The organism is Spongisporangium articulatum (genome assembly GCF_044465595.1).
Taxonomy (GTDB): Bacteria; Actinomycetota; Actinomycetes; order Actinomycetales; family Kineosporiaceae; genus Spongisporangium; species Spongisporangium articulatum.
The window spans coordinates 170530-191466 of the sequence record NZ_JBITLV010000001.1 but is presented as its reverse complement, the minus strand read 5'-3'; the positions used below and the strand labels follow the sequence as shown (position 1 = coordinate 191466).

Annotated in this window: 24 protein-coding genes; 9 read left to right on the top strand and 15 right to left on the bottom strand. The window is 72.5% G+C overall.

The features are described from left to right. Nucleotides 1–18: 18 nt before the first annotated feature. The 3 genes from ACIB24_RS00940 to ACIB24_RS00930 all read right to left on the bottom strand — a co-directional run bounded on the left by ACIB24_RS00940 (nucleotide 19) and on the right by ACIB24_RS00930 (nucleotide 3366). Nucleotides 19–1287, bottom strand: a complete 1269-nt coding sequence (locus tag ACIB24_RS00940) for a DUF6986 family protein (protein WP_398273818.1) — start codon at nucleotides 1285–1287, stop codon at nucleotides 19–21. Between the two features lie 64 nt (nucleotides 1288–1351). Continuing rightward, nucleotides 1352–2926, bottom strand: a complete 1575-nt coding sequence (gene aceB, locus ACIB24_RS00935; RefSeq protein WP_398276679.1) for a malate synthase A — start codon at nucleotides 2924–2926, stop codon at nucleotides 1352–1354. 134 nt (nucleotides 2927–3060) lie between these two features. Then, nucleotides 3061–3366, bottom strand: a complete 306-nt coding sequence (locus tag ACIB24_RS00930) for a hypothetical protein (protein ID WP_398273816.1) — start codon at nucleotides 3364–3366, stop codon at nucleotides 3061–3063. A 200-nt stretch (nucleotides 3367–3566) separates the two neighbouring features. On the opposite strand from ACIB24_RS00930, the gene ACIB24_RS00925 reads away from it, so the two are divergent. Then, nucleotides 3567–4745, top strand: coding sequence for a glycosyltransferase family 4 protein (locus ACIB24_RS00925; RefSeq protein WP_398273813.1), 1179 nt, complete (start codon nucleotides 3567–3569; stop codon nucleotides 4743–4745). On the opposite strand, the gene pucL is transcribed toward ACIB24_RS00925, so the two are convergent. Genes pucL through uraD form a run of 3 tightly spaced genes read right to left on the bottom strand, consistent with a single transcriptional unit; the run spans nucleotide 4746 to nucleotide 6470 of the window. After that, nucleotides 4746–5636, bottom strand: coding sequence for a factor-independent urate hydroxylase (gene pucL, locus ACIB24_RS00920; protein WP_398273810.1), 891 nt, complete (start codon nucleotides 5634–5636; stop codon nucleotides 4746–4748). It lies immediately after the preceding gene. Nucleotides 5637–5640: 4 nt separating this feature from the next. After that, a complete protein-coding gene (gene uraH, locus ACIB24_RS00915; RefSeq protein WP_398273807.1) occupies nucleotides 5641–5940 on the bottom strand; it encodes a hydroxyisourate hydrolase in 300 nt (99 codons plus the stop codon). Further along, the gene (uraD, locus tag ACIB24_RS00910; protein ID WP_398273804.1) at nucleotides 5937–6470 is read right to left on the bottom strand and encodes a 2-oxo-4-hydroxy-4-carboxy-5-ureidoimidazoline decarboxylase; all 534 of its coding nucleotides are present in this window, start codon (nucleotides 6468–6470) and stop codon (nucleotides 5937–5939) included. The genes uraH and uraD overlap by 4 nt, the downstream gene beginning before the upstream one ends. Nucleotides 6471–6606: 136 nt before the next feature. On the opposite strand from uraD, the gene ACIB24_RS00905 reads away from it, so the two are divergent. The 5 genes from ACIB24_RS00905 (at nucleotide 6607) to ACIB24_RS00885 (ending at nucleotide 10417) form a co-directional block, all read left to right on the top strand. Then, nucleotides 6607–7341 (top strand): dienelactone hydrolase family protein, encoded by a 735-nt coding sequence (locus ACIB24_RS00905; protein ID WP_398273802.1) that lies wholly within the window; start codon nucleotides 6607–6609, stop codon nucleotides 7339–7341. Further along, entirely contained in the window at nucleotides 7341–8513 is a 1173-nt protein-coding gene (locus ACIB24_RS00900) for a class I SAM-dependent methyltransferase (RefSeq protein WP_398273799.1), read from the top strand. The genes ACIB24_RS00905 and ACIB24_RS00900 overlap by 1 nt, the downstream gene beginning before the upstream one ends. Further along, nucleotides 8510–9544 (top strand): hypothetical protein, encoded by a 1035-nt coding sequence (locus ACIB24_RS00895; protein WP_398273796.1) that lies wholly within the window; start codon nucleotides 8510–8512, stop codon nucleotides 9542–9544. The genes ACIB24_RS00900 and ACIB24_RS00895 overlap by 4 nt, the downstream gene beginning before the upstream one ends. Before the next feature lie 85 nt (nucleotides 9545–9629). Continuing rightward, nucleotides 9630–10091, top strand: a complete 462-nt coding sequence (locus ACIB24_RS00890) for a hypothetical protein (RefSeq protein WP_398273794.1) — start codon at nucleotides 9630–9632, stop codon at nucleotides 10089–10091. Further along, the gene (locus ACIB24_RS00885; protein WP_398273791.1) at nucleotides 10088–10417 is read left to right on the top strand and encodes a winged helix-turn-helix domain-containing protein; all 330 of its coding nucleotides are present in this window, start codon (nucleotides 10088–10090) and stop codon (nucleotides 10415–10417) included. Before ACIB24_RS00890 ends, ACIB24_RS00885 begins: the two co-directional genes overlap by 4 nt. 19 nt (nucleotides 10418–10436) lie before the next feature. Here the strand turns inward: ACIB24_RS00885 and ACIB24_RS00880 are convergent, their stop codons facing one another. Genes ACIB24_RS00880 through ACIB24_RS00860 form a run of 5 tightly spaced genes read right to left on the bottom strand, consistent with a single transcriptional unit; the run spans nucleotide 10437 to nucleotide 15236 of the window. Then, nucleotides 10437–11447, bottom strand: a complete 1011-nt coding sequence (locus ACIB24_RS00880) for an aldo/keto reductase (RefSeq protein ID WP_398273789.1) — start codon at nucleotides 11445–11447, stop codon at nucleotides 10437–10439. A gap of 37 nt (nucleotides 11448–11484) precedes the next feature. Then, nucleotides 11485–12462 (bottom strand): sulfate/molybdate ABC transporter ATP-binding protein, encoded by a 978-nt coding sequence (locus ACIB24_RS00875; RefSeq protein WP_398273786.1) that lies wholly within the window; start codon nucleotides 12460–12462, stop codon nucleotides 11485–11487. An 11-nt stretch (nucleotides 12463–12473) separates the two neighbouring features. Further along, nucleotides 12474–13355, bottom strand: a complete 882-nt coding sequence (locus ACIB24_RS00870) for a sulfate ABC transporter permease subunit (RefSeq protein WP_398273784.1) — start codon at nucleotides 13353–13355, stop codon at nucleotides 12474–12476. Further along, entirely contained in the window at nucleotides 13348–14211 is an 864-nt protein-coding gene (cysT, locus tag ACIB24_RS00865) for a sulfate ABC transporter permease subunit CysT (protein WP_398273781.1), read from the bottom strand. The genes ACIB24_RS00870 and cysT overlap by 8 nt, the downstream gene beginning before the upstream one ends. Next, complete coding sequence (locus ACIB24_RS00860; protein ID WP_398273778.1) at nucleotides 14208–15236, bottom strand: sulfate ABC transporter substrate-binding protein; 1029 nt, start codon at nucleotides 15234–15236, stop codon at nucleotides 14208–14210. The genes cysT and ACIB24_RS00860 overlap by 4 nt, the downstream gene beginning before the upstream one ends. A gap of 137 nt (nucleotides 15237–15373) precedes the next feature. On the opposite strand from ACIB24_RS00860, the gene ACIB24_RS00855 reads away from it, so the two are divergent. Beyond that, complete coding sequence (locus ACIB24_RS00855; RefSeq protein ID WP_398273775.1) at nucleotides 15374–16246, top strand: LLM class F420-dependent oxidoreductase; 873 nt, start codon at nucleotides 15374–15376, stop codon at nucleotides 16244–16246. On the opposite strand, the gene ACIB24_RS00850 is transcribed toward ACIB24_RS00855, so the two are convergent. Both ACIB24_RS00850 and serC read right to left on the bottom strand, forming a co-directional pair. Next, nucleotides 16224–17420 (bottom strand): MFS transporter, encoded by a 1197-nt coding sequence (locus ACIB24_RS00850; RefSeq protein ID WP_398273772.1) that lies wholly within the window; start codon nucleotides 17418–17420, stop codon nucleotides 16224–16226. The genes ACIB24_RS00855 and ACIB24_RS00850 overlap by 23 nt on opposite strands. After that, nucleotides 17417–18562 carry a phosphoserine transaminase gene (gene serC / locus ACIB24_RS00845; RefSeq protein WP_398273769.1) on the bottom strand — a complete coding sequence of 382 codons (1146 nt, stop codon included), beginning with the start codon at nucleotides 18560–18562 and terminating at the stop codon, nucleotides 17417–17419. Before serC ends, ACIB24_RS00850 begins: the two co-directional genes overlap by 4 nt. A gap of 80 nt (nucleotides 18563–18642) precedes the next feature. Here serC and ACIB24_RS00840 point away from each other — a divergent pair, with 80 nt between their 5' ends. Both ACIB24_RS00840 and ACIB24_RS00835 read left to right on the top strand, forming a co-directional pair. Beyond that, nucleotides 18643–18870 carry a ribbon-helix-helix domain-containing protein gene (locus tag ACIB24_RS00840; protein WP_398273766.1) on the top strand — a complete coding sequence of 76 codons (228 nt, stop codon included), beginning with the start codon at nucleotides 18643–18645 and terminating at the stop codon, nucleotides 18868–18870. Beyond that, on the top strand, nucleotides 18867–19214 hold the full coding sequence (locus ACIB24_RS00835) for a type II toxin-antitoxin system PemK/MazF family toxin (RefSeq protein WP_398273763.1): 348 nt from the start codon (nucleotides 18867–18869) through the stop codon (nucleotides 19212–19214). Before ACIB24_RS00840 ends, ACIB24_RS00835 begins: the two co-directional genes overlap by 4 nt. Before the next feature lie 2 nt (nucleotides 19215–19216). On the opposite strand, the gene ACIB24_RS00830 is transcribed toward ACIB24_RS00835, so the two are convergent. Both ACIB24_RS00830 and ACIB24_RS00825 read right to left on the bottom strand, forming a co-directional pair. Continuing rightward, entirely contained in the window at nucleotides 19217–20401 is a 1185-nt protein-coding gene (locus ACIB24_RS00830) for an LCP family protein (RefSeq protein WP_398273760.1), read from the bottom strand. Continuing rightward, on the bottom strand, nucleotides 20398–20913 hold the full coding sequence (locus ACIB24_RS00825) for a SigE family RNA polymerase sigma factor (RefSeq protein ID WP_398273757.1): 516 nt from the start codon (nucleotides 20911–20913) through the stop codon (nucleotides 20398–20400). The genes ACIB24_RS00830 and ACIB24_RS00825 overlap by 4 nt, the downstream gene beginning before the upstream one ends. Nucleotides 20914–20937 lie beyond the last annotated feature (24 nt).

Below are 20937 nucleotides of genomic sequence, written 5' to 3'. Positions count from 1 at the left end.
GGGCCTCTCCTTCTGTTCCTACACGACGCGGCGGGCCAGGCCGAGCAGCGCCGCCCGGTCCAGTCCCGTCGCCTCGGAGACCTCTTCGGCATCGCAGGCCCCGCAGTCGAGCCCCCGCAGCACCGCGGAACTGAGCGCCTGCGCGGTCGCCGGCTCGTCCAGGACGCCGGCGCTCGCCTTGGTCGTGTACGCCCTCAGCCGGGCGGCGCTCGTCCGCAGCTGCTCGCGGTAGAAGGCGTAGGTGGCCGCGTACCGGGTGACCAGGTGGCCCGGGTGCAGGTCCCAGCCCTGGTACAGCCCGCGCCGCAGCCCGCGGTCGACCAGGCGTGCGTGTAGCGCCCAGGCCGCGGCCACGTCGTCCGGCGAACCGGTCGGGACGACGTTCGTCGAGCCGTCGCTGACCCGCACCCCGGTCTGCGCGGCGGCCAGCTGCATGACCGCCTTGGCGTGGTCGGCCAGCGGGTGCTCGAGGCTCTGCTCACCCGCGACCACCCCGGCGGCCGCGCTGAAGTCATACGTCCCGTAGTGCAACCCCTCGCACCGGCCCCGGGCCGCGTGCACGAGCTTGGCCACCTCGGCCGTGCCGTCGGGGGCGACGATCGCCTGCGGCACCTCGATCTGGAACTCGAGCCGGACGGCGCCCGCCCGCAGCCCGTGCACCTGCTCCAGCTTCTCGGCCAGGCGCGCGCCGGCCTCCGCCTCCGCGACGTGGCCCACCTTGGGCAGCGTGACGACGAACCGGTCCGGCAGGCCGCCGGCCTCCTGGGCCGCGCCGATCACCAGGTCGAGGGTGCGCAGCCCCCGGTCTCGGGTCGCCCGCTGCAGTCCCTTGACCCGGACCCCGGTCAGCAGCGGCGGGGCCGTGAACGGCCCGTCGGGGGTCTCCGGGACGGCGGGTGCGGCCATCTCGGCCAGCGCGCGGCCCGCCGCGGTCGCCGCGGCGTCCTCCTCGTCGTCCGGGCGGAGGCCGTACCCGTCCTCGAAGTCGACCCGCAGGTCCTCGACCGGCTGGAAGGTCAGCTTGTGCCGGACCCGGGGGACCACCTCGACCAGCTCGGACGGGCTCAGCGCGAGCGCGTCGGCCAGCGACGTCTCGTGCTCGTCGAGCAGCGCCGAGGCCAGCTCGCCGTACTTCGCCGGGGTGCCCGCGCGGAACAGGTCGGCCGGGACGTACAGCGTGTGGACCGGTTGCCGGGTCGGCGCCTCACCCGTGAACCGGGCCGCCCGGGCGTCGGCGGGCGCGAGGACGTCGGCCAGTTCGGCGAGGAAGGCGTCGTCCAGGGGCACGCCTGCGATTGTCGCCCACCGTGGTCACGGCCCGGTAAACGCCCTCGTATATCCGTGGGGGCTGTCAGTCGATCAGGTCGTAGGCGGGCAGGGTGAGGAAGTCGGCGAACTCCTCGTCCAGGGCGACCTTGGCGAACAGGGCCCGGGCCTCCTCCAGGTGCGGGGTGGTGCCGGTCAGCGCTGCCGCCTCCTGGGCCAGGACCTTCTCCACCAGCTCCTGGGTGACGACCGCGCCCGAGTCGAGCACCGTGCCGTAGCGCAGCCACTGCCACAGCTGGGACCGGCTGATCTCGGCGGTGGCGGCGTCCTCCATCAGGTTGTGGATGGCCACCGCGCCCAGCCCGTCGAGCCACGCGCCCAGGTACTGCAGAGCCACCGACACGTTGACCCGCAGCCCGGCCTCGGTCACCTCGCCCGGGGTGGCGGCGAAGTTCAGCAGGTCGTCACGCTCGACCCAGACGTCGTCGCGCAGCCGGTCCAGCTGGTTGGGCCTCTCGCCGAGCTGCGCGTCGAAGACCGCCAGCGCCACGGGCACCAGGTCGGGGTGCGCGACCCAGGAACCGTCGAACCCGTCGCCGGCCTCGCGCTCCTTGTCGGCCCGCACCTGGGCGAAGGCCCGCTCGTTCACCTCCGCGTCGCGGCGGCTGGGGATGAACGCCGCCATGCCGCCCATCGCGAACGCACCCCGCCGGTGACAGGTCGAGACCAGCAGTTCCGTGTACGCGCGCATGAACGGCGCCGTCATCGACACCGAGGCGCGGTCGGGCAGCACGAACCGCGGGCCGGCGTCGCGCAGCGTCTTGATGGCCGAGAACAGGTAGTCCCAGCGGCCCGCGTTCAGCCCGCTGATGTGCCGGCGCAGTTCGTAGAGGATCTCCTCCATCTGGAACACGGCGGGCAGCGTCTCGATCAGCACGGTGGCCCGGACCGTCCCGACCGGGATGCCGAGCTTTTCCTGCGCGTACGTGAAAACCTCGTCCCAGAGCCGGGCTTCGAGATAGCTCTCCATCTTCGGCAGGTAGTAGTAAGGGCCCGCCTCGCGCTCGACGAGCTGGTGCGCGTTGTGGAAGAAGTGCAGCCCGAAGTCGACCAGCGCCCCCACGGCGGGGGCGCCGTCCACCTGCACGTGCCGTTCGTCGAGGTGCCAGCCGCGCGGCCGGACGACGGTCGTCGTCGCCGATTCCGGGTTCAGGGCGTAGTGCTTGCCGTCGGCCTGGGTGAACTCCAGCGACCGGCGCGCGACGTGCCACAGCGTGACCTGCCCGCCGACGACGTTGCGCCAGTGCGGGGTGTTCGCGTCCTCCAGGTCGGCCAGCCACACCTTCGCACCGGCGTTCAGCGCGTTGACGGCCATCTTGGCGTCGGTCGGGCCGGTGATCTCGACGCGCCGGTCGCGCAGTGCGGCGGGCGCCTCCGCGCATCGCCACGACGGGTCCTGGCGCACGCCCTCGGTCTCGGTCAGGAAGTTGGGACCGCCCGCCGCGGAGTACTCCTCGCGCCGGACCGTCCGCAGCGCGAGCAGCTCGTCGCGCCGGGGGCGGAACGTCCGCACGAGGTCGGCCACGAAGGCCAGGGCCCCGTCCGTGAGGACGAGTTCCTCGCCCTCGACGGCCGGCCCGGCCACGTGGACCCCGTCCACCGCAGTACCGCTGCTCACGGATTCACACCAATCTCGAGGCCCGACCCGGACCTCACAGATTGTTCCCTACCCAGGTTTCGGCTGCAGGCTCGGGCCGAGCCCGTTGTCGATCCGAGACCCGTCCGCACGGGTGATCAGCCTGGGCTGCACCGCTGCTCGAGACGCCGCGACGCGCTCGCCACGGCCTGCAGGCCGGGCACGTCACCGGCCAGCCGGGCCGTGTAGCGGGCCAGTCGGGCCAGTTCCTGCCGGGTCCGGAACGACGCCGGGCCGGTGCGGGTGAGCTCGGCCTGCACGGCGGTGACCCGGAACGCGAGGCCCGGGTGGTCGCCCAGACCGGCCGCGTCGACGGCGACGAGCAGGTTCTCGAGCGCCTTGCGCAGGGTCGGGTTCAGTGCGGTGGACGAGTGGTCCACGAAGTAACTCGAGTCAACGGCCATCGGGACCTCGCCATCGGGGTTCGCGGTGTCGACGGGCGCCCGTGCTGCTGCAGACAGTCACGAGGATAGGCCCGTTCCAGGTGCCGAGAAAGGTCTCGCGACGAGCCGTTCACACCCCGGTCACCGCCGCGCACCGAGTCGTCGTCCACCTCTGGCCCAGGCGCCACCCGCGTGTCACCGGGGCTGGAGAACCTGGGCCCATGCGACGCGACGACGTCCAGAACCTCGCCCCGGGCCGGCGGCTGCGGGTCGCGGTGGTCACCGAGTCCTTCCTCCCCACCCGCAACGGCGTCACCACCAGCGTGTGCCGGGTGCTCGAACACCTGCGGGCCCGCGGCCACGACGCCGTCGTGGTCTGTCCGGGCCCGGCGCCCGAGAGTTACGCCGGGGCACCGGTGGTCACGGTTCCGGCGGTGCGGTTCCGGCAGTTCCCGGTGGGCCTGCCCACGCCCGCGCTGCGCCGCACCCTGCGCTCGTTCGCGCCCGACGTCGTCCACCTCGCCTCCCCGTTCGTCCTCGGCGCCCGCGGGGCGCGCGCCGCCGCCCGGCTGGAACTGCCTGCGGTGGCGGTGTTCCAGACCGACGTGGCCGGTTTCGCGAAGACCTACCACCTGGGTGCCCTGTCGGGGCTGGCCTGGCGCTGGGTCCGGCGCATCCACGCGACAGCCGACCTCACGTTGGCCCCCTCCACCGCGACGCTGTCGGCGCTGGAGTCGCACGCCGTGCCGCGGCTGCGGCACTGGGCCCGCGGGGTGGACGGCGACCGCTTCCGGCCCGGGCGGCGCGTGGCGCCCGGGGTGGTGGCCGCGCGAAAGGCGATGGCGCCCCACGGAGAGACGATCGTCGGGTACATCGGCCGGGTGGCGCCGGAGAAGCGCGTCGAGCGGCTGGCGGCCCTGGCCGACGTCCCCGGTGTCAAGCTCGTGGTCGGTGGGGACGGCCCGGCCCGCGCGACGGTCGAACGGGCGCTGCGCCGGCAGGACGCCACGTTCCTCGGCTGGCTCGACGGCGACCGGCTGGCCGACGCCTACGCGCTGCTCGACGTGTTCGTGCACACCGGAACCGAGGAGACCTTCGGCCAGACCCTCCAGGAGGCACAGGCTTCCGGGCTGCCGGTGGTGGCCCCGGGCTGCGGTGGCCCGCTCGATCTCGTCCGCCCCGGCGTCAACGGACTGCTCTACGAACCCGAGGACGACGCGGGGCTCGCCGCAGCCGTCGCGACGATCGCCGGTGACCCGCTGCTGCGGGCCCGGATGTCCCTGGCCGCCCGCTCCGGCGTCGAGCACCGCAGCTGGGAAGCGTTGGGGGACGAGCTGATCGGGCACTACCGCACGGCCATCGGCGAACGGCCCGCGGTGCCGCTGGTCGAGGGTGCCTGACTACACGAACCCGGGCACGCCGTCCCACGCGCGCCCGGCGGGCGGGGCGTCGTCCTTCGAGACCACGGCCTCGATCAGGCCGTAGGGCCGGTCACCCGCCTGGAACACGATGTACGGGTTGTCCAGCCCGTAGGGCTCCATGTTCCACACGTAGTGGTGCTTGTTCGGCATCGACAACCGGATCTCCGCCACCTCGGAGAACTGCTCCAGTACCGCACTTCCCATCGCGTACAGGGTCTGCTGCAGTGCCTTGCTGTACGTGGTCGAGAACGTCTCGATCAGCGTCTTGCGGATCGGCGCGTAGATCTCGGAGTACGCCGCCTCGTCGCTGTAGCGCCAGCGCGCGGTGACCGACGTGGCCAGGATCCGTTCGGTCTCCTCGGGCAATGTCGTGTACTGGTCCTTGGGGAAGCCGACGAACTCGGAGCCGTCGGTCTTCAGCACCACCAGGTCGGAAAGCCCCGACACGACCCAGAAGTCGTCGCCGTCCAGCTGCACGATCGTCGTCCGCCGCTCCCCGCTGCCCCGGACGAACGAGGTCGGCTGCTCCACGCCGCCGACCGTGATCCGGTCCCAGCTGTAGGCGTCGATCGCGATCCGGGCGCCGGTGATCTCCGGCACCGAGTTCACGAAGTGCCGGCCCAGCAGCAGGGCGAAGTCCTCGGGGGTGCCCACGCCGTACTGCCGGGCGAAGGCGTACACCGTGTTCTTCTGGGTGTCCGTGGGGAGCACGGCCGAGTTGTCGCCGACCAGGTGGGCCGCCGCGAGGTCGCCGCGCAGCTGGGTGGTGACGTTCAGGTCGGTGATGACGTGGGTGGGCGTCGACTTGTCGACGTGCACCATCCGCACCTCGGCCTTCCCGTACTGGTTGGCGCCCAGGACGATTCCCATGCGGTCAGCTCCCTCGGTAGGTGGAATAGGCGAACGGCGACAGCAGCAGCGGCACGTGGTGGTGCCCTTCGCCGGCGGTGAACGTGATCACGACCTCCGGGTAGAAGCACTCCCGCCCGGCGGCGGCGAACCAGTCGCCGGTGGCGAAGCTCAGGCGGTGCGGGCCCGGCGCCGGCGGCGTGTCGAACCGGTACCGGCCGTCGTCGTCGGTCACCCCCTGCTCACCGCCGTCCAGCTGCACGCTCATCCCGCGGGCGGGGGTGCCGGTCACGGCGTCCAGGACGTGGGTCGACAGGCTCGTCATCGGGCCTCCTCGATGGGGTGGTCCAGCTCTTTCAGCAGGGCCTCCAGGCGCAGCTGGGCGATCTGGGCCAGCTGGTCGCGGACGACGACCGCCTCGGACTCGTCGTCGTGGGTCAGGCGCTGGTGGAGCGCCTCGAGGATGTCGTGCCCCGACCGGCCCGCCGCCCGGATCAGGAACACCCGGCCGAACCGCTCCTCGTAGGCCACGTTCCCGGCGAGCAACGCCTCGGTCAGCTCGGCGTCGGCGGCGTCCACCCCGCCCTGCTCGCGGCGGCTGTGCTCGGCGTCCGCGCTCGCGCCGGTGGGCCGTTCGCCGATCCGCGGGTGCTTGGACAACGCCGACTCCAGACCGGCGTCGTCGAGGGCCAGGCCGAAGCGGTAGGCCGTGGCCAGCAGGCTCTCCCGGTCGGGGTAGGGCCGCCCGCCCAGGACGGCGGACGCCCAGTCGGTGGAGTGCAGGCAGGTCTGCAGGGCGGCCAGGGCCTCGCCCTCGGGGAGTGCGTTGAAGGCAGCGACCGATGCGGCAGTCACCGCCACCTCCCGTCCCTCTCACCCGTCCGTCGGTGCCCCGGTTCCAGGGCCCCCTTACGGTGCCCAGCGCGTGTGACGCGCGGGGTGCGGGCCGGTCACGCCCACGTTACCGGCGGCCGTGGTGGAGACTGGGGAGATGACCCCCCCGAGCACGACCGTCGATCTGACCCGTGTCGGTGTGAGCGGGATCTCCCGCGGGCTCGACGGTGTCCTGTACACCCCGGCCGGCGAGGGGCCCTGGCCCGGGGTGGTGCTGCTGTTCGAGGTGTTCGGCGCGGACGACGTGATGCACCGGCACGCCCAGCGGATGGCGGCGGCCGGCTACCTGACCCTGATGCCCGACCTGTACGCGCAGGGCGGGCCCCGGCGCTGCATGCTCGGCACGCTGCGCTCGATGTTCTCCGGCTCGGGCCGGGCCTACGCCGACATCGAGGCGGCCCGGCGGTGGCTGGTGGCCTCGCCGCGGTGCACGGGCGCGGTGGGGTCCATCGGGTTCTGCATGGGCGGCGGGTTCGCGCTGGCCACCGCGAACGCCGGGTTCGACGCGGCCGCGGTGAACTACGGTCCCCTGCAGCGCAAGGGCCTCGACGCCGAACTGGCCGGCGCCTGCCCGGTGGTGGCCAGCTACGGCGCGGCGGACCCGTCGCTGAAGGGGGCCGCCGCCAAGATCGAGGCCGTGCTCACCCGGCTGGACGTGCCGCACGACGTGAAGGAGTACCCGGGCGCCGGGCACTCCTTCCTCAACGACGCCGACAACGCGCCCCGGCTGTTGCGCCCGTACGTGCGCATCATGGGCATCGGCCCGCGGCCGGAACAGGCCGCCGACGCCTGGCGGCGGATCGAGGCGTTCTTCGGGGAGCACCTGCACTGATGCCTGAGCCGCTCGCCCCCGCACTGGATGCGCTGCGCACGCTGATGACCTCACCGGGCCTGGTCCGGGCCGTCGCCACCGGGCGCCGCCGCACGGGCGTCCCGGCGTGGTCGCGCGCCGAGCTGAGGGTCGTGTCCTCGGGCCGGGGGGACGTCGTGCAGGAGGTGCTCACCGCGCCGGGTTCGGCGCCGGTGACCCGGCCGGTGGGGCCGGACGACGTGAGCCGGGTCGTCGACGCCCTGCTCGCCGAGCCGTTCGGGTCGTGGCACGTGCAGGCGGCCGACCGGGTGGTGCAGTTGCGGGTGACCAAGCGCGGTGAGGCCCAGGTGCACACGGAACTGGCTGTCGCCGAAGCCCTCACGCACGACCGGGCGGCGCAGCACCTGTTGCCGCCGGACGCGCCCCTGTTCACCGCGCTGGGCGCCGACGCGGCGAAACGCCGCCAGGTGGACGCCTTCCTGCGCCAGGTCGACCCGGTGGTGCGCCGGTTGGCCGTCGACGGGCGCCCGCTGCGTGTCCTCGACCTCGGGTGCGGCAACGCCTATCTCACGATGGCCGCGCACTCGTACCTGACCGCGGCCGGGCACGCCGTGCGCACCGTCGGCGTCGACCAGCGGGAGTCGATGGCCACGCGGAACTCCGCCCTGGCCGCCGAGCTCGGGCTGGACGGGATGTCCTTCGTGGCGGGGGAGATCGCCGCGAACGCCGACTCGCCCGAGCTGGCCGCCCCCGACCTCGTCCTCGCGCTGCACGCCTGCGACACCGCCACGGACGACGCGCTGGCCCTCGCCGTGCGGCAGGGCGCGCGGGCCATCCTGGCGGCGCCCTGCTGCCACCACGACGTGCAACGCCAGCTCGACGAGCACCGCGCCGACGCGCCGCACCCGTACGCCGCCCTGACCCGTCAGCCGATCCTGAAGGAACGGTTCGCCGACGTGCTCACCGACGCCGTGCGCGCCGACCTGTTGCGGTTGCTCGGCTACCGGGTCGACGTCGTGGAGTTCGTCGACTCGAAGCACACGCCGCGCAACGCGATGATCCGGGCCGCGTACACGGGGGCGGTGCCGACCCCGCGCCGGGTGTCCGAGTACGTCGACCTGGTCTCGGCCTGGCACCTGGAACCCGCTCTGGCGCAGCGACTCTCCGACGAGGTTGCGAAGGTGCTCGGGTGAGGGGGCTGGCCGCGGTTCTGGTGGGCGCCTTCCTGTGCCTCGGGGCGGCCCCCACGCCGGGCGGCAGCCCCACGGACGAGTCGCCGACCGACCGCGTGGTCAAGGACAGCCGGATCACCGAATCCTCCGGCCTGGCGCGCAGTCTCCTGCACCCCGGGGTGCTGTGGACGCACAACGACTCCGGGAATCCACCCCGGCTCTACGCGATCGGCACGGACGGGCGCACGGCGGGCGTCGTCACCGTGGACACCCCGTACGACACCGACTGGGAGGCGATGGCCACGCTGCGCGGCCCCGACGGCCGGCCCCTGATCGCGGTCGCGGACACCGGCAACAACGGGGGCGGCCGCGAGTGGGCCGAGATCCTGCTGGTCGCCGAGCCGAAGACGCTGTCGGCCGACGAGACCGTGAAACCGGTGCGCACGTTGCGGTTCCACTACCCGGGTGGTTCCGTGCCGGACGTCGAGGCGCTGCTCGCGCAGCCCGGCACGTCGCACCTGTTCCTGGTCAGCAAGACGTTGCTCACCGCCCGGATGTACATGGTCCCCGATGCGCAGTGGCCGGCGCGGTCGAGCGGGAAGACCGAATTCACCCTGCAGGACGTGCAGCGGGTCGACGCCACGGTGGTGACCGACGGCGTGTTCCTGCCCGACGGTGAGTTCCTGTTGCGCGGGTACGGCTCACTCTCCCGGTTCCCCGCCCCCGAGTCGGGCGGAAAGACGTTGCGCGCGAACGCCGTCCGGACATTGCCGTTCCAACAGCAGGGTGAGTCGCTCACCCTGACCGCTGACGGGAAGCAGGCGCTGATCGGCTCCGAGGGGTCGCGCCAGGCCGTGCTGCGGGTCCCGCTGCCGGTCGCGGGCTACGACCCCTCCGAGCAGTTCGGGGCCATCCCGTCCGCGTCGCCGTCGGTCACGGCGACCCCGGAGCTCACTGCCTTCGACGGCTCCCTCGGCAAGCTGGCCCTGGCCGCCGGTGTCGTGTTCGTCGTCCTGGCCGGCCTGGCCCTCGCGCTCACCCGCCGCCTCTAGACCCGTGGACTTGCCTGTCAGGCAAGTCCGGCCTACTTTCCTGTCAGGAAAGAACGATGCCGAGCGACGCCTGAGGAGGCCCGTCATGACGCACGAGAAGACGCACGCCACCGAACCGCAGCTCACGCCGGCCGCGGCGCTCGACGAGGTGGCCCGCCGCCGGGGGCAGGCGACGGCCGCCGCCAACCAGGACTGGTCGGCGCGTTCCCTGGCCCTGCTCTGCCTGGCCCTGCTGCTCATGGGCGTGGGCCTCGACGTGGAGAACCCGGGTGTGGTCACCATCGGCATCGCCCTGTCGGCGCTGCTCGCCGGCCACCGGGTGCGGGTCCGCGAGCGCGTCCGGACCGGCCCCGGGTGGACCTTCACCGCCGTGCTGCTCGCCCTGTCGCTCGCCGCCCTCGTTCTCAGCCAGATCCCTTGGCGCCTGGCCGATCTGCCCTTCCCGTACACCGCCGGCATGACCGCGGCCGGTCTGGTCGTCCTGGCCGCGGCGCCCCTCGCGAGGCGACGGATCGAGCGCCGCGCGGGCACGAAGGTGCCGTGGTGACGGAGAACCCGACCGTCGGCGCCCGCCGTCCCACCATTGATGCGTTCCTGCACCAACCTGCGCGGCTGAGTCTGATGGCGCTGCTGGCCCCGGCGGAGTGGGTGGACTTCGGATTCCTGCGTGACTCGCTGGAGACCACCGACTCGGCACTGTCGAAGCAGGTCGCCGCCCTGGAGGACGTGGGGTACGTCGAACTGCGCAAGGAGTCGCGACCGCGACGTCGGACCGTCATCCGGATGAGCGACGCCGGCCGGGCCGCCTTCGCCGCCTACATCGACACGCTCGAGCGGATCGTTGCCGAGGTGCGGGGTGGGCCCCCGGTCTGACGCCGACCGGCCGGGTGCCTCACCCGCTGCGGCGCATCCAGGAGTTCGGGTTCAGCCAGGACGGCGCCTGCTGGGCGACGATCTTGGGGACTGCGCTCAGCCCGGTCACCGGGGCGAACCGCGCCGCGGCCTCGCGCAGCGCCGCGTACTCGTCGTCCGCGAGTTCGATATCGGCTGCGGCGGCGTTCTTCTCGACCTGCTCGACGCTCGAGGCGCCCGGGATCGCGACCACCTCCGGTCGGTGGATGACGTAGGCGAGGGCCGCCTGGGACGGGGTCACGTCATGGGCGTCGGCGACCTCCCTCAACGTGCCGAGCAGTTCCTCGGCGCGACCCAGGTTCTCGGGCAGGAACAGGGGGTTGAGCGCCCGGACGGCTCCCGAGGGCGGCTTCTCGGCCGAGTAACGACCCGACAGGAAGCCTTGGGCCAGAGGGCTGTACGCGATCACCAGCCGGCCCGCCTCGGCCGCGTACGGCAGCAGGTCGTCCTCGGGGGAACGGTGCGCGAGGCTGTACTGCACCTGGTTCGACAGCACGGGCCGCCCCAGCGCCCCCTCGGCCGCGCGCCACCGTTGCAGCGAGTAGTTGCTGACCCCGACGTTCTCCACCAGGCCCGAGTCCTGCAGCTGCTGCATGCCCGTCATCGTCGGGCCGTCGGGCACCACCGGGTTGGGCTGGTGCACCTGGTACAGGTCGAGGCGGGGCACACCGAGGCGGGACGCGCTGGCCCGGGCCCGCTGCAGCACGACCGGGGCCAGCGGCAGCACGGGGAAGAGCTTGGTGGCGACGAAGGCGACGTCGAGCGCCCCGGCCGAGTGCAGGGCGGCCCCCAGCAGCCGTTCACTGGTGCCGAACGCGTAGGCCTCCGCCGTGTCGAACAGCGTGATGCCGCAGTCGAGCGCCCGCCGCACGATGGCCTCGGCCTGGCCGGCGTAGTCGTCGCCGTACCCCCATTCGCGGGAGCCGAACTGCCACGTGCCGAGGCCGATCTTGGAGACGCGTCTGGTGGTGGGGACGGAGGCGTAGCGCATGCCCCCAGTCAACGCCCGATCCGGCCCGATCGCCCGCTCAGGCCACCGCGATCGTCGATGCGTGGTGGGCCGGGCGCACCCAGACCGTGTCGCCGACCTCGAGGTCGAGGTGGTCGGCCTGCCCCCGGGTGAGCTGCAGCCAGGTCGCCTCGTCGGGGCCCGGGGTCGCGTCACCCACGGCGAGTTCGGCCTTGACCTCGAACCCGACCCGCAGCAGCCGCGCGACCCGGGCCTCGATCGTGCCGCCCGTCGCCTCGGTGAACACCTCGATGTCGTGCGGGCGCACCAGTTGCCCGCCGAGGTGGGTGACCGGGCCGATGAACCGCATCACGAAGTCGTTGGCCGGGTTGTCGTACAGCTCGGTCGGGGTGCCGACCTGCTCGATCCGGCCGTGGTTGATGACCACCAGCTCGTCGGAGACCTCGAGGGCCTCCTCCTGGTCGTGGGTGACGAAGACCGTTGTCACGTGCACCTCGTCGTGCAGTCGCCGGAGCCAGTCGCGCAGCTCCTTGCGGACCTGGGTGTCGAGTGCGCCGAACGGTTCGTCCAGCAGCAGCACCTGCGGCTGGACGGCCAGCGCCCGGGCCAGCGCCATCCGCTGCCGCTGCCCGCCGGACAGCTGCGAGGGCAGCCGGTCGGCGAACTGCTCCAGGTGCACGAGCTCCAGCAGTTCCATCACGCGGGAGCGGATCTCGGCCTTCGGCCGGCGCCGGATCTCCAGCCCGAACGCCACGTTCCGGAACACCGACAGGTGCTTGAACGCCGCGTAGTGCTGGAAGACGAAGCCGACGCTGCGCTTCTGCGGCGGGGCCCAGGTGGCGTCGTGGTCGTCGATCAGCACCGTGCCGGAGTCGGGGTACTCCAGCCCGGCGATGATCCGCAGCAGCGTCGACTTGCCGCCGCCGCTGGGGCCGAGCAGCGCGGTCAGCCGCCCGCTCGGCACGTTCAGGTCGACGCCGTCGAGGGCGACGAAGTCACCGAAGTTCTTGCGCACGTCCGTTGCGACGATGCCCATGAGCCGATCTCCTACTTGTCCTTGGGTCGCAGCGCGGCGATGATCGCGATGAACACGATGGCCGTGATCATCAGCGTGAACGCCGCCGCGAACGCGGCCTGCTCGGGCTTGGGCCCGAACTCCTGGTACTGGTCGTTGATGTAGAGGGTGACGGTCTGCGACTCCTGGGCGATGCTGGAGCTGACCACCCGGACGGCGCCGAACTCGCCCAGCGAGCGGGCCAGGCTGAGCACCACGCCGTAGGCCAGGGCCCACTTGATGGTCGGCAACGTGATCCGCAGGAACCGCTGGACGGCGTTGGCCCCCAACGACTGGGCCGCCTGGTCCTGGTCGAGCCCGGCCTCCTCGAGCACCGGGATGATCTCCCGCACCACGAGCGGCAGCGCCACCACGACCGTGGCGATCACCATGCCCGGCGTGCTGAAGATGATCTGGATACCCACCGACTCCAGGTCCGTCCCGAACCAGCCGGTGGTGCCGTAGACCAGGATCAGCGCCAGGCCGACGACGACCGGCGAGATCGAGACCGGCAGGTCGATGACCGTGTTCAGCAGGCCCCGGCCGGGGAACCGGTACCGGACCAGCAGGTACGAGACCGCGAGCCCGAAGACGGTGTTCAGCAGGACGGCGAGCCCGGCCACCAGCAGCGTCAGCTTGACGGCCGCGACGAAGTCGGGGGAGGAGACGGCCTCCAGCACGGGGTCGAGCCCGTTGCCGAACGTCTCCTTGGTCACGGTGAAGACGGGCAGCGCGACCAGCGCGGCCACGTAGACGACGGCGACGAGCCGTAACGTCCAGCGGATCAACGGGTTTCCACGCCGGCGGCGGATGCGCCGCGGCGACGCCCTGGGCCGGTCCGGTTGTGCGGCGGGCCTTTCGAGGGTGTCAGCCACGGCGACCCGCCCAGCGTCGGAGGAGGTCCATCAGGAGCAGGACGACGATCGCCACCACGAGCAGGATGCTCGCCACCGCCGCGGCGCCGGCCTGGTCGCCGGACTCGAGCAGGGCGAGCATCCGGGCGCTGGCGACCTCGGTCTCGCCCTGGATGTTCGCCGAGATCAGGATGATCGACCCGTACTCCCCGAGCGCCCGGGCGAAGGCCAGGGCCGACCCGGCCAGCACGGCGGGCAGGATCGTCGGCAGCACGATGCGGCGGAACGTGGTGAACCCGGAGGCGCCCAGCGAGGCGGCCGCCTCCTCGACGTCCACATCCATCTCGATCAGCACCGGCTGCACCGAGCGGACGACGAACGGCAGCGTCACGAACAGCATGGCCAGGACGACGCCGCCCTTGGTGCCCACCAGGTTGACACCGAACGGGCCGCCCGGACCGTACAGCGAGACCAGGATCAGGCCCGCGACGATCGTCGGCAGCGCGAACGGGATGTCGATGACGACCTCGACCAGCCGGCGGCCGGGGAAGCTGTCCCGGACCAGGATCCAGGCGATGAGCGTGCCCATCACCGCGTTGATCACGGTGACGAGCAGCGCCGAGCCGACGGTCAGCGTGATGGCCGAGCGGGCCAGCGGGTCGGTGACCGCGGCCCAGAACGCGCCCCAGCCGTCGGACACCGAGTCGAAGAGCACGGCGGCGATCGGCAGCAGGACGATCAACGAGAGCCACAGGACGCACACGCCGAGGTTCAGGGTGGCGGCCGGCGTCAGGGCTCCGGACGTGGCGGAACGCGGACGCCGCGCCGGACCAGCGGGGGTGGTCGGCGCGGCGTCGGCGGGAGGGGCGACGGTCATGCCGCCCGGATCTTCGTGATGATCCCGTCGGCCTTGTCGAAGTACTTCTTGTTGGCCACCGACCAGCCGCCCAGGTCGTCGATGGTGATCAGGTTCTTCACCGTCGGGAAGGGGTCGGCGGGGTCGTTGGCGCCCTCGACGGTGCCGGGGGTGACGCCGTCGACGACCGGCCGGAAGCCGTGGCCGGCCAGGATCTTCTGGCCGTCAGCGCTCTCCACGTAATCGAGGAAGGCCTTGGCCTTCGCCGGGGCCGTGGTGGTGACGGCGGCCGGGTTCTGGATCAGGAACGAGGTGTCCGGGACGATGTAGTCGAGCTCGGTGCCGGCCGCGCGGGCGGCGATGGCCTCGTTCTCGTAGGAGATCAGCACGTCACCGGTGCCCTTGGCGAAGGTGTCGGTGGCGACGCGGCCGCTCTCCGCCCACGTCACGACGTTCTTGGCGAAGGCGGTCGTGTAGGCGGCGCCGGCGGCCGGGTCCTTCTCGCCCTGCGCGGCCTGGGTATAGGCGGCCAGCAGGTTCCACTTCGCGGCGCCCGAGGTGCCGGGATCGGCGGTGACGATCTTGACGCCTGGCTTCACGATGTCGGCCCAGCCCTTGATGCCCTTGGGGTTGCCCTTGCGGAAGGCGATGACCACGACCGAGCTGGAGGCGATGCCCTTGGTCGGGCCGCTGTTCCAGCCCGCGGCGACCTTGCCCGCGTCGACGACGGCGGTCAGGTCGGGCTCCAGGGAGAAGGCCACGACGTCGGCCTTCTGGCCGGCGATGACGGCGCGACTCTGCGCGCCGGAAGCGCCGTAGGAGGAGGCGAACGTGGTGCCGCTGCCCTCGGTGGTCTTGGCGAACTGCTCGCCCAGGTCGTCGTAGGCGGACTTGATGACGCTGAAGCCGACGACGTTCAGCTTCGAGTCCTCACCGGCCGATCCGGCCGAGGAGCCGCCGCCGCAGGCGCTCAGGCCCAGGGCGGCGGCCAGCATCACTGCCAGCGCGGTGCCGAAGCGACCTGCTCGTGCGCGGTTGGGGTTCATCGGTCGTGCTCCCGTCATCGGGGCTGGTCAGCGGCGCGGATACCACTTGTCAGCGATTTGGTCTTGTTGATCGAGCTGGTGAACTTTATAGCAATGATGACTCGCCGCCAACCCCCGCCGGTCGTAGCGTGGGATCCGTGAAGATCGGTGTCCACATCTCCCAGCAGACCTTCCCCGGCGGCCCGGCCACCCTGTCCGACGACCTGGCGGCCATCGCCCGCCGGGCCGAGGACGCGGGGCTCGACCGGATCAGCGTCATGGACCACGTCTGGCAGATCGGCGTCTTCGGCCCGCCCGAGCTGGAGATGCTCGAGGCGTACACCACTCTCGGCTACCTGGCCGCCCACACGCAGCGGCTGAAGCTGCTCACGATGGTCACCGGCGTCACCTACCGCGAGCCCGGCCTGCTCGCGAAGATCGTCACGACCCTCGACGTGCTCTCCCACGGCCGCGCCATGCTCGGCATCGGGGCGGCCTGGAACGGCGAGGAGTCCGAGGGTCTGGGCCTGTTCTTCCCGCCCACCGCCGAGCGGTTCGAACGGCTCGCGGAGACCTTGCAGATCGTCCGCCAGATGTGGAGCGACTCCGAAGAGCCCTTCCACGGCAAGCACTACCACCTCGGCCGCACCCTCAACTCGCCCCAGCCGCTGGCCCGGCCGCACCCGCCGATCCTGATCGGTGGCGGGGGCGAGAAGAAGACCCTGCGCCTGGTCGCGCAGTACGCCGACGCCACCAACCTGTTCCCGGGCCCCGAGCTGCCGCACAAGCTCGACGTGCTGCGCCGGCACTGCGCGGACGTCGGGCGCGACTACGGCGAGATCGAGAAGACGGTCACGATGCGCTTCGACGTCGGGCGCGACGGCGGGAACGTCCCCGCGATGCTCGAACAGCTCCGCGCGCTGGCCGATCTCGGCATCCAGGAGGCGCACGGCACGCTCGCGGACGTGAGCGAGCCGTGGGCACTGGAGGTCCTCGGCGAGAAGGTGGTCAGCGTGGTCGCCGACTGGTGACCGGGCCGGTCAGCAGCAAGAGCCCCAGCCCCAGTACCAGCAGCACCGGGACGACGAGGAACGCCGCATGCGTGCTTGTCGCGTCCGACAGCGCGCCGATCGCGAACGGACCGCCCCCTGCGGCCACTCCGATGCCCAGGGACAGCAGCCCCGAGGCCCGGTCGCGCTGGTCGCCGGCCGCCGCCATCCCCAGCGAGGCGCCCAACGGGTAGTGCGCGGCCATCCCCAGGCCGGTGATCAGCAGCCCGAGCAGGGCAACGGTGGCCACGGTCGTCGTCCAGGTCACGGCCCAGCCCGCCAGGCAGACCAGGATCGCCACGACGAGAAGCGGTTTCGCCGGGCGGCGCAGCGCCATGCGGCCGAGCAGCACCCGACCCAGCATCATCCCGCCGATCACCGCGCTGACCCCGGCGGCGGCCGCCCCGGAGGAGAGGTCGGTGCGGGTGCGCAGCAGTTCGGCGCTCCACGCGGTCATGCAGAACTCCACGCCGATCAGGCCCATCATCATGCCGAGCACTGGCCAGAAGCCGACCGGCATGGGGCGGCGGGCGCCCGGCGCCCCCGTGGAGTCGTCGTCCAGGGCGAGCACGCCGGCCGGCTGCCGGGCCACCATCCACAGGGTGGCCAGCGCCAGGGGTACGGTGACGAGAATCGCCGGGCGCCAGGACAATCCGAGCGCCACGCCGGCCCCGACGGCCAGCGGGGCGACCAGGCCGCAGGCCGCGGCCACGGCGTTGCCCTCGGCCAGGGCGGCCGCGCTGTGCCCTTCGCCGCGCGGTGCGTGGTGCTCGTTCAACAGCGGGTTGACGGCGTTCACCAGCAGCGACCCGCCGGTGCCGATGAACAGGATCGCGGGCAGGGTGACGGCGGTCCAGGCGCCACCCGCGACGAACATGACGCTGCCGGTCAGCACCATCGTGGCGGCCAGGCGCAGCACCCCCCGCCGCCGGACCCGCCGCACCAGCGGGACGAACCCGAACCCGGCGATCAGCGCCCCGGCCGCGAGCAGCACGCTGTGCAGGCTCGTGACGGTCGCGCTGATCCCCTGGTCGCGGCCCAGTTGCGCCAGCAGGGAGCCGAAACCGTAGAGGAACCAGCCCCACAGGGCGAGCACCAGGTAACCGGTGAGGGTGACCCCGTCCCGGCTCAGCCGGACGGGGGAGTCAGAGCTCACGGGGCGAGATGCTCCACCACGTACTCGATGCACCGGGTCAGGGCCGACACGTCCTCGGGGTCGACGGCCGGGAACATGCCGATCCGCAGCTGGTTACGGCCGAGCTTGCGGTACGGCTCGGTGTCGAGGACGCCGTTGGCCCGCAGCACCGCCGCCACCTGTGCGGCGTCCACCGACGGGTCGAAGTCGACCGTCCCGACGACCTGGCTGCGCAACGCCGGATCGGTCACGAAAGGCGCCGTGTACGAAGTCTTCTCGGCCCACTCGTAGAGCCGGGACGACGAGTCGGCCGTACGCGCCGACGTCCAGGCCAGGCCGCCCTGGGCGTTCATCCACTCCACCTGGTCGGCCAGCATCGCGAGGGTGGCCACGGCCGGGGTGTTGTAGGTCTGGTCCTTGCGCGAGTTCTCGACGGCGATCGACAGGTCGAAGAACTCGGGGATCCACCGACCCGCGGCGGAGATCGCCGAGACCCGTTCCAGGGCGGCGGGAGACATCAGCGCCAGCCACAGCCCGCCGTCCGAGGCGAAGCCCTTCTGGGGAGCGAAGTAGTAGACGTCGGTCTCGGAGACGTCGACGGGGAGCCCGCCCGCGCCCGACGTGCCGTCCACCAGGACGAGCGCACCGCCATCCGCGCCCGCGACCCGGCGCACGGGAACCATGACCCCCGTGGACGTCTCGTTGTGCGCCCAGGCGTAGGCGTCGACGCCCTCCTCGGCGACCGCGGCCGGCGCCGAACCCGGTTCCGCCCGGACCACGCTCGGGGCGCCGAGGAACGGGGCCCGCTCGGTGATCGAGGCGAACTTGGACGAGAACTCGCCGAAGACCAGGTGCTGCGCCCGGTGCGAGACCAGGTGGAAGGCGGCGGCGTCCCAGAACGCCGTCGAACCGCCGTTGCCGAGCACGACCTCGTAGCCGTCGGGCAGCGAGAACAGGTCGGCCAGGCCGCGCCGGACCCGCCCGACGAGAGAGCGGACGGGCGCCTGCCGGTGCGACGTGCCCAGCACCGACGTGCCCAGCCGGAGCAGGTTCTCGACCTGCTCCCGGCGCACCTTGCTCGGCCCCGAGCCGAACCGGCCGTCGACCGGCAGCAGGTCGGCCGGGATGGTGATCGTGCTGTTCGGGCCCGTGCCAGTGGTCACGCACGCCAGTGTGTCATCCCGGCACCCGGCCTCCGCACCAGGGATTGCTACCTCTTTGCTACCCGAGGTAGCATCATGGTGTGAAACTCAGTGTGAGCCTGCCGGCGGACACGGTCGGCTTCCTCGACGAGTACGCCCGCCGACACGGCGTCGACTCCCGGTCGGCCGTGGTGCAGCGGGCGGTCGACCTGCTGCGCGCCGAACAGCTCGCCGAGGCCTACGAGAGTTCGTGGGCCGAGTGGCAGGCCGAGGGTGACGACGCCGCGTGGGACGCCGTCGTGGCGGACGGCCTCGAGACCGCCCGGTGAAGCGCGGCGAGATCCGCCTGGTCGATCTCGACCCGGCCCGCGGGTCCGAGGCCGCGAAGGTCCGGCCCGCCGTCGTCGTGAGCAACGACGTGGCCAACGAGACCGCGACCCGGCTGAAGCGCGGGGTGGTCACGGTCGTCCCGGTGACGACCAACGTGCAGCGGGTCTACCCGTTCCAGGTCCTGGTCACGTCCATCGCGTCCGGCCTGCCGCACGATTCCAAGGCCCAGGCCGAGCAGGTGCGCTCCGTGGCCGTCGAGCGTGTCGGCCGGGTGGTCGGCACGCTCCCGCCCGCCTCGCTCACCCAGCTCGACAACGCCCTGCGCCTGCACCTCCAGCTCTAGCTTTAGCAGGGGTCGCCGTCCGCGCCTGTCGTCGCCGACGGGCTGGTGGACGGGCTGGTGGACGGGCTGGTGGACGGCGGGGGCGCGGCGGACGCCGCGAGGAGCGCCCGGACGGTGTTCCGGATCTGCTCGACGTCGGGCCGCCAGAGGTCGTTGTCCAACTCTTTGTTGTCGAACACCACCGAATTCAGCGGAGCCGACCTCATCCGCCCGGTCAGCCTCGCCCAGTCGGCGAGCTCGTCGCGGCCGATGCTGGTCCGCAGGTTCGACCCGAGCGCCTTCGCGATCTGCGGCCAGTGCATCGCGGCGGACGCCGAGTCGACCTGCTCCACCAGGGCCGCGGTCAGGCAGCGCTGCCGGCGCATCCGGTCGTAGTCGTCGGTCGTGCGGCGCGACCGGGCGAACCACATGGCGTCGAAGCCGTTGAGCCGCCGCCGCCCGGGCTCGATGTACCCCTGGGTGGCCTCGCGGTAGTAGGTGCCCTGGGCCGGTGTCGCGTCGGCGTGGCCCCCGCGGGGCAACCGCTCGTGGACGTCCACGGTGACCCCGCCGACGGCGTCCACGAGGTCGACCAGGCCCTGGATGGTCACGACCACCGTGTCGTCGACGCTCAGCCCACTGATCCCCTCCACCGCGTCCGTGGTCGCCGCCAGTCCGGGCTCGGACACCCCGGAGTAGGCCTCGCTCGACTCGGCCCAGGTCCAGACCGCGTTCAGCATGCAGGTGTCGGTCGTGATGCTCTTCCCGCAGGTGAACCCGTCCGGGAACGCCTCGGCCCCCGGCGAGCCGGCCGCGAACGGCGCGTGCCCCAGGTTGCGCGGGAACGAGAACAGCGACGTGGCGCCGGTTCTCGTGTCGATACTGGCCAAAATGATCGTGTCCGGGCGCGTCCCGACCCGCTGCGGGCCCTCGTCGCTGCCGATGATCAGTACGTTCTCGCGGGCCTTCGCGAACAGCCCGGACGGCGTCGCGGGCCCCGGGGCGGGCGCCCCGGACAACGCTCCGGTCACGACGTTCACGGCCACCACGAGCACGGCGGCGAGCACCGCCGTCCCGCCGACCATGCCCGCCCGGCGCCGGGTCGTCCGGCGACGGGCCCGGTGCAGCGCGGCGTCGGCGAGGCCCGCGGGCGGTTCGGGGTACGGGCCCGCGGCCAGCGCGCGCACCCGACTCTGCAGATCGCTCATCGGTTGACCTCCGTCAGCAGCGTGGGCGGGAGGACGTCGCGCAGCCGGGCCAGCGAGCGCGAGCCGATCGAGCGCACCGACCCGATGCCGATGCCGAGGCGCTCCGACGTCTGCCGCTCGTCCAGGTCCTCCAGGTACCGGCAGACCAGCACCGACCGCTGTCGCGGCGTCAGCGCCAGCAACGCCCGCTGCAGCAGCAACCGGTCGTCGACGGCCCGGGCCGGGTCCGGCGTGGCGAACCCGTCGAGGTCGAGCGGCAGCGGCACCTCGTGGAACCGCCGGCGCCGCCACCGGCTGATCTGCAGCCGGTGCAGCACCGTGCGGGTGTACGCCTCGGGGTTGTCGAGCGCACCCCATCGGGGCACGACCCGGGACAGGGCCTCCTGCAGCAGGTCCTCCGCCGTACCCGCCGCACCGGTCAGGTCACCGGTGAGCAGGCGGGCCGTGTGCAGCAGCGACCCCGAGCGCTCGGCCACGAACGCTCGGAAGGACGCTTCGTCGTCCGGGTGCATTCCCCCACCTCCACCCGGACAGAC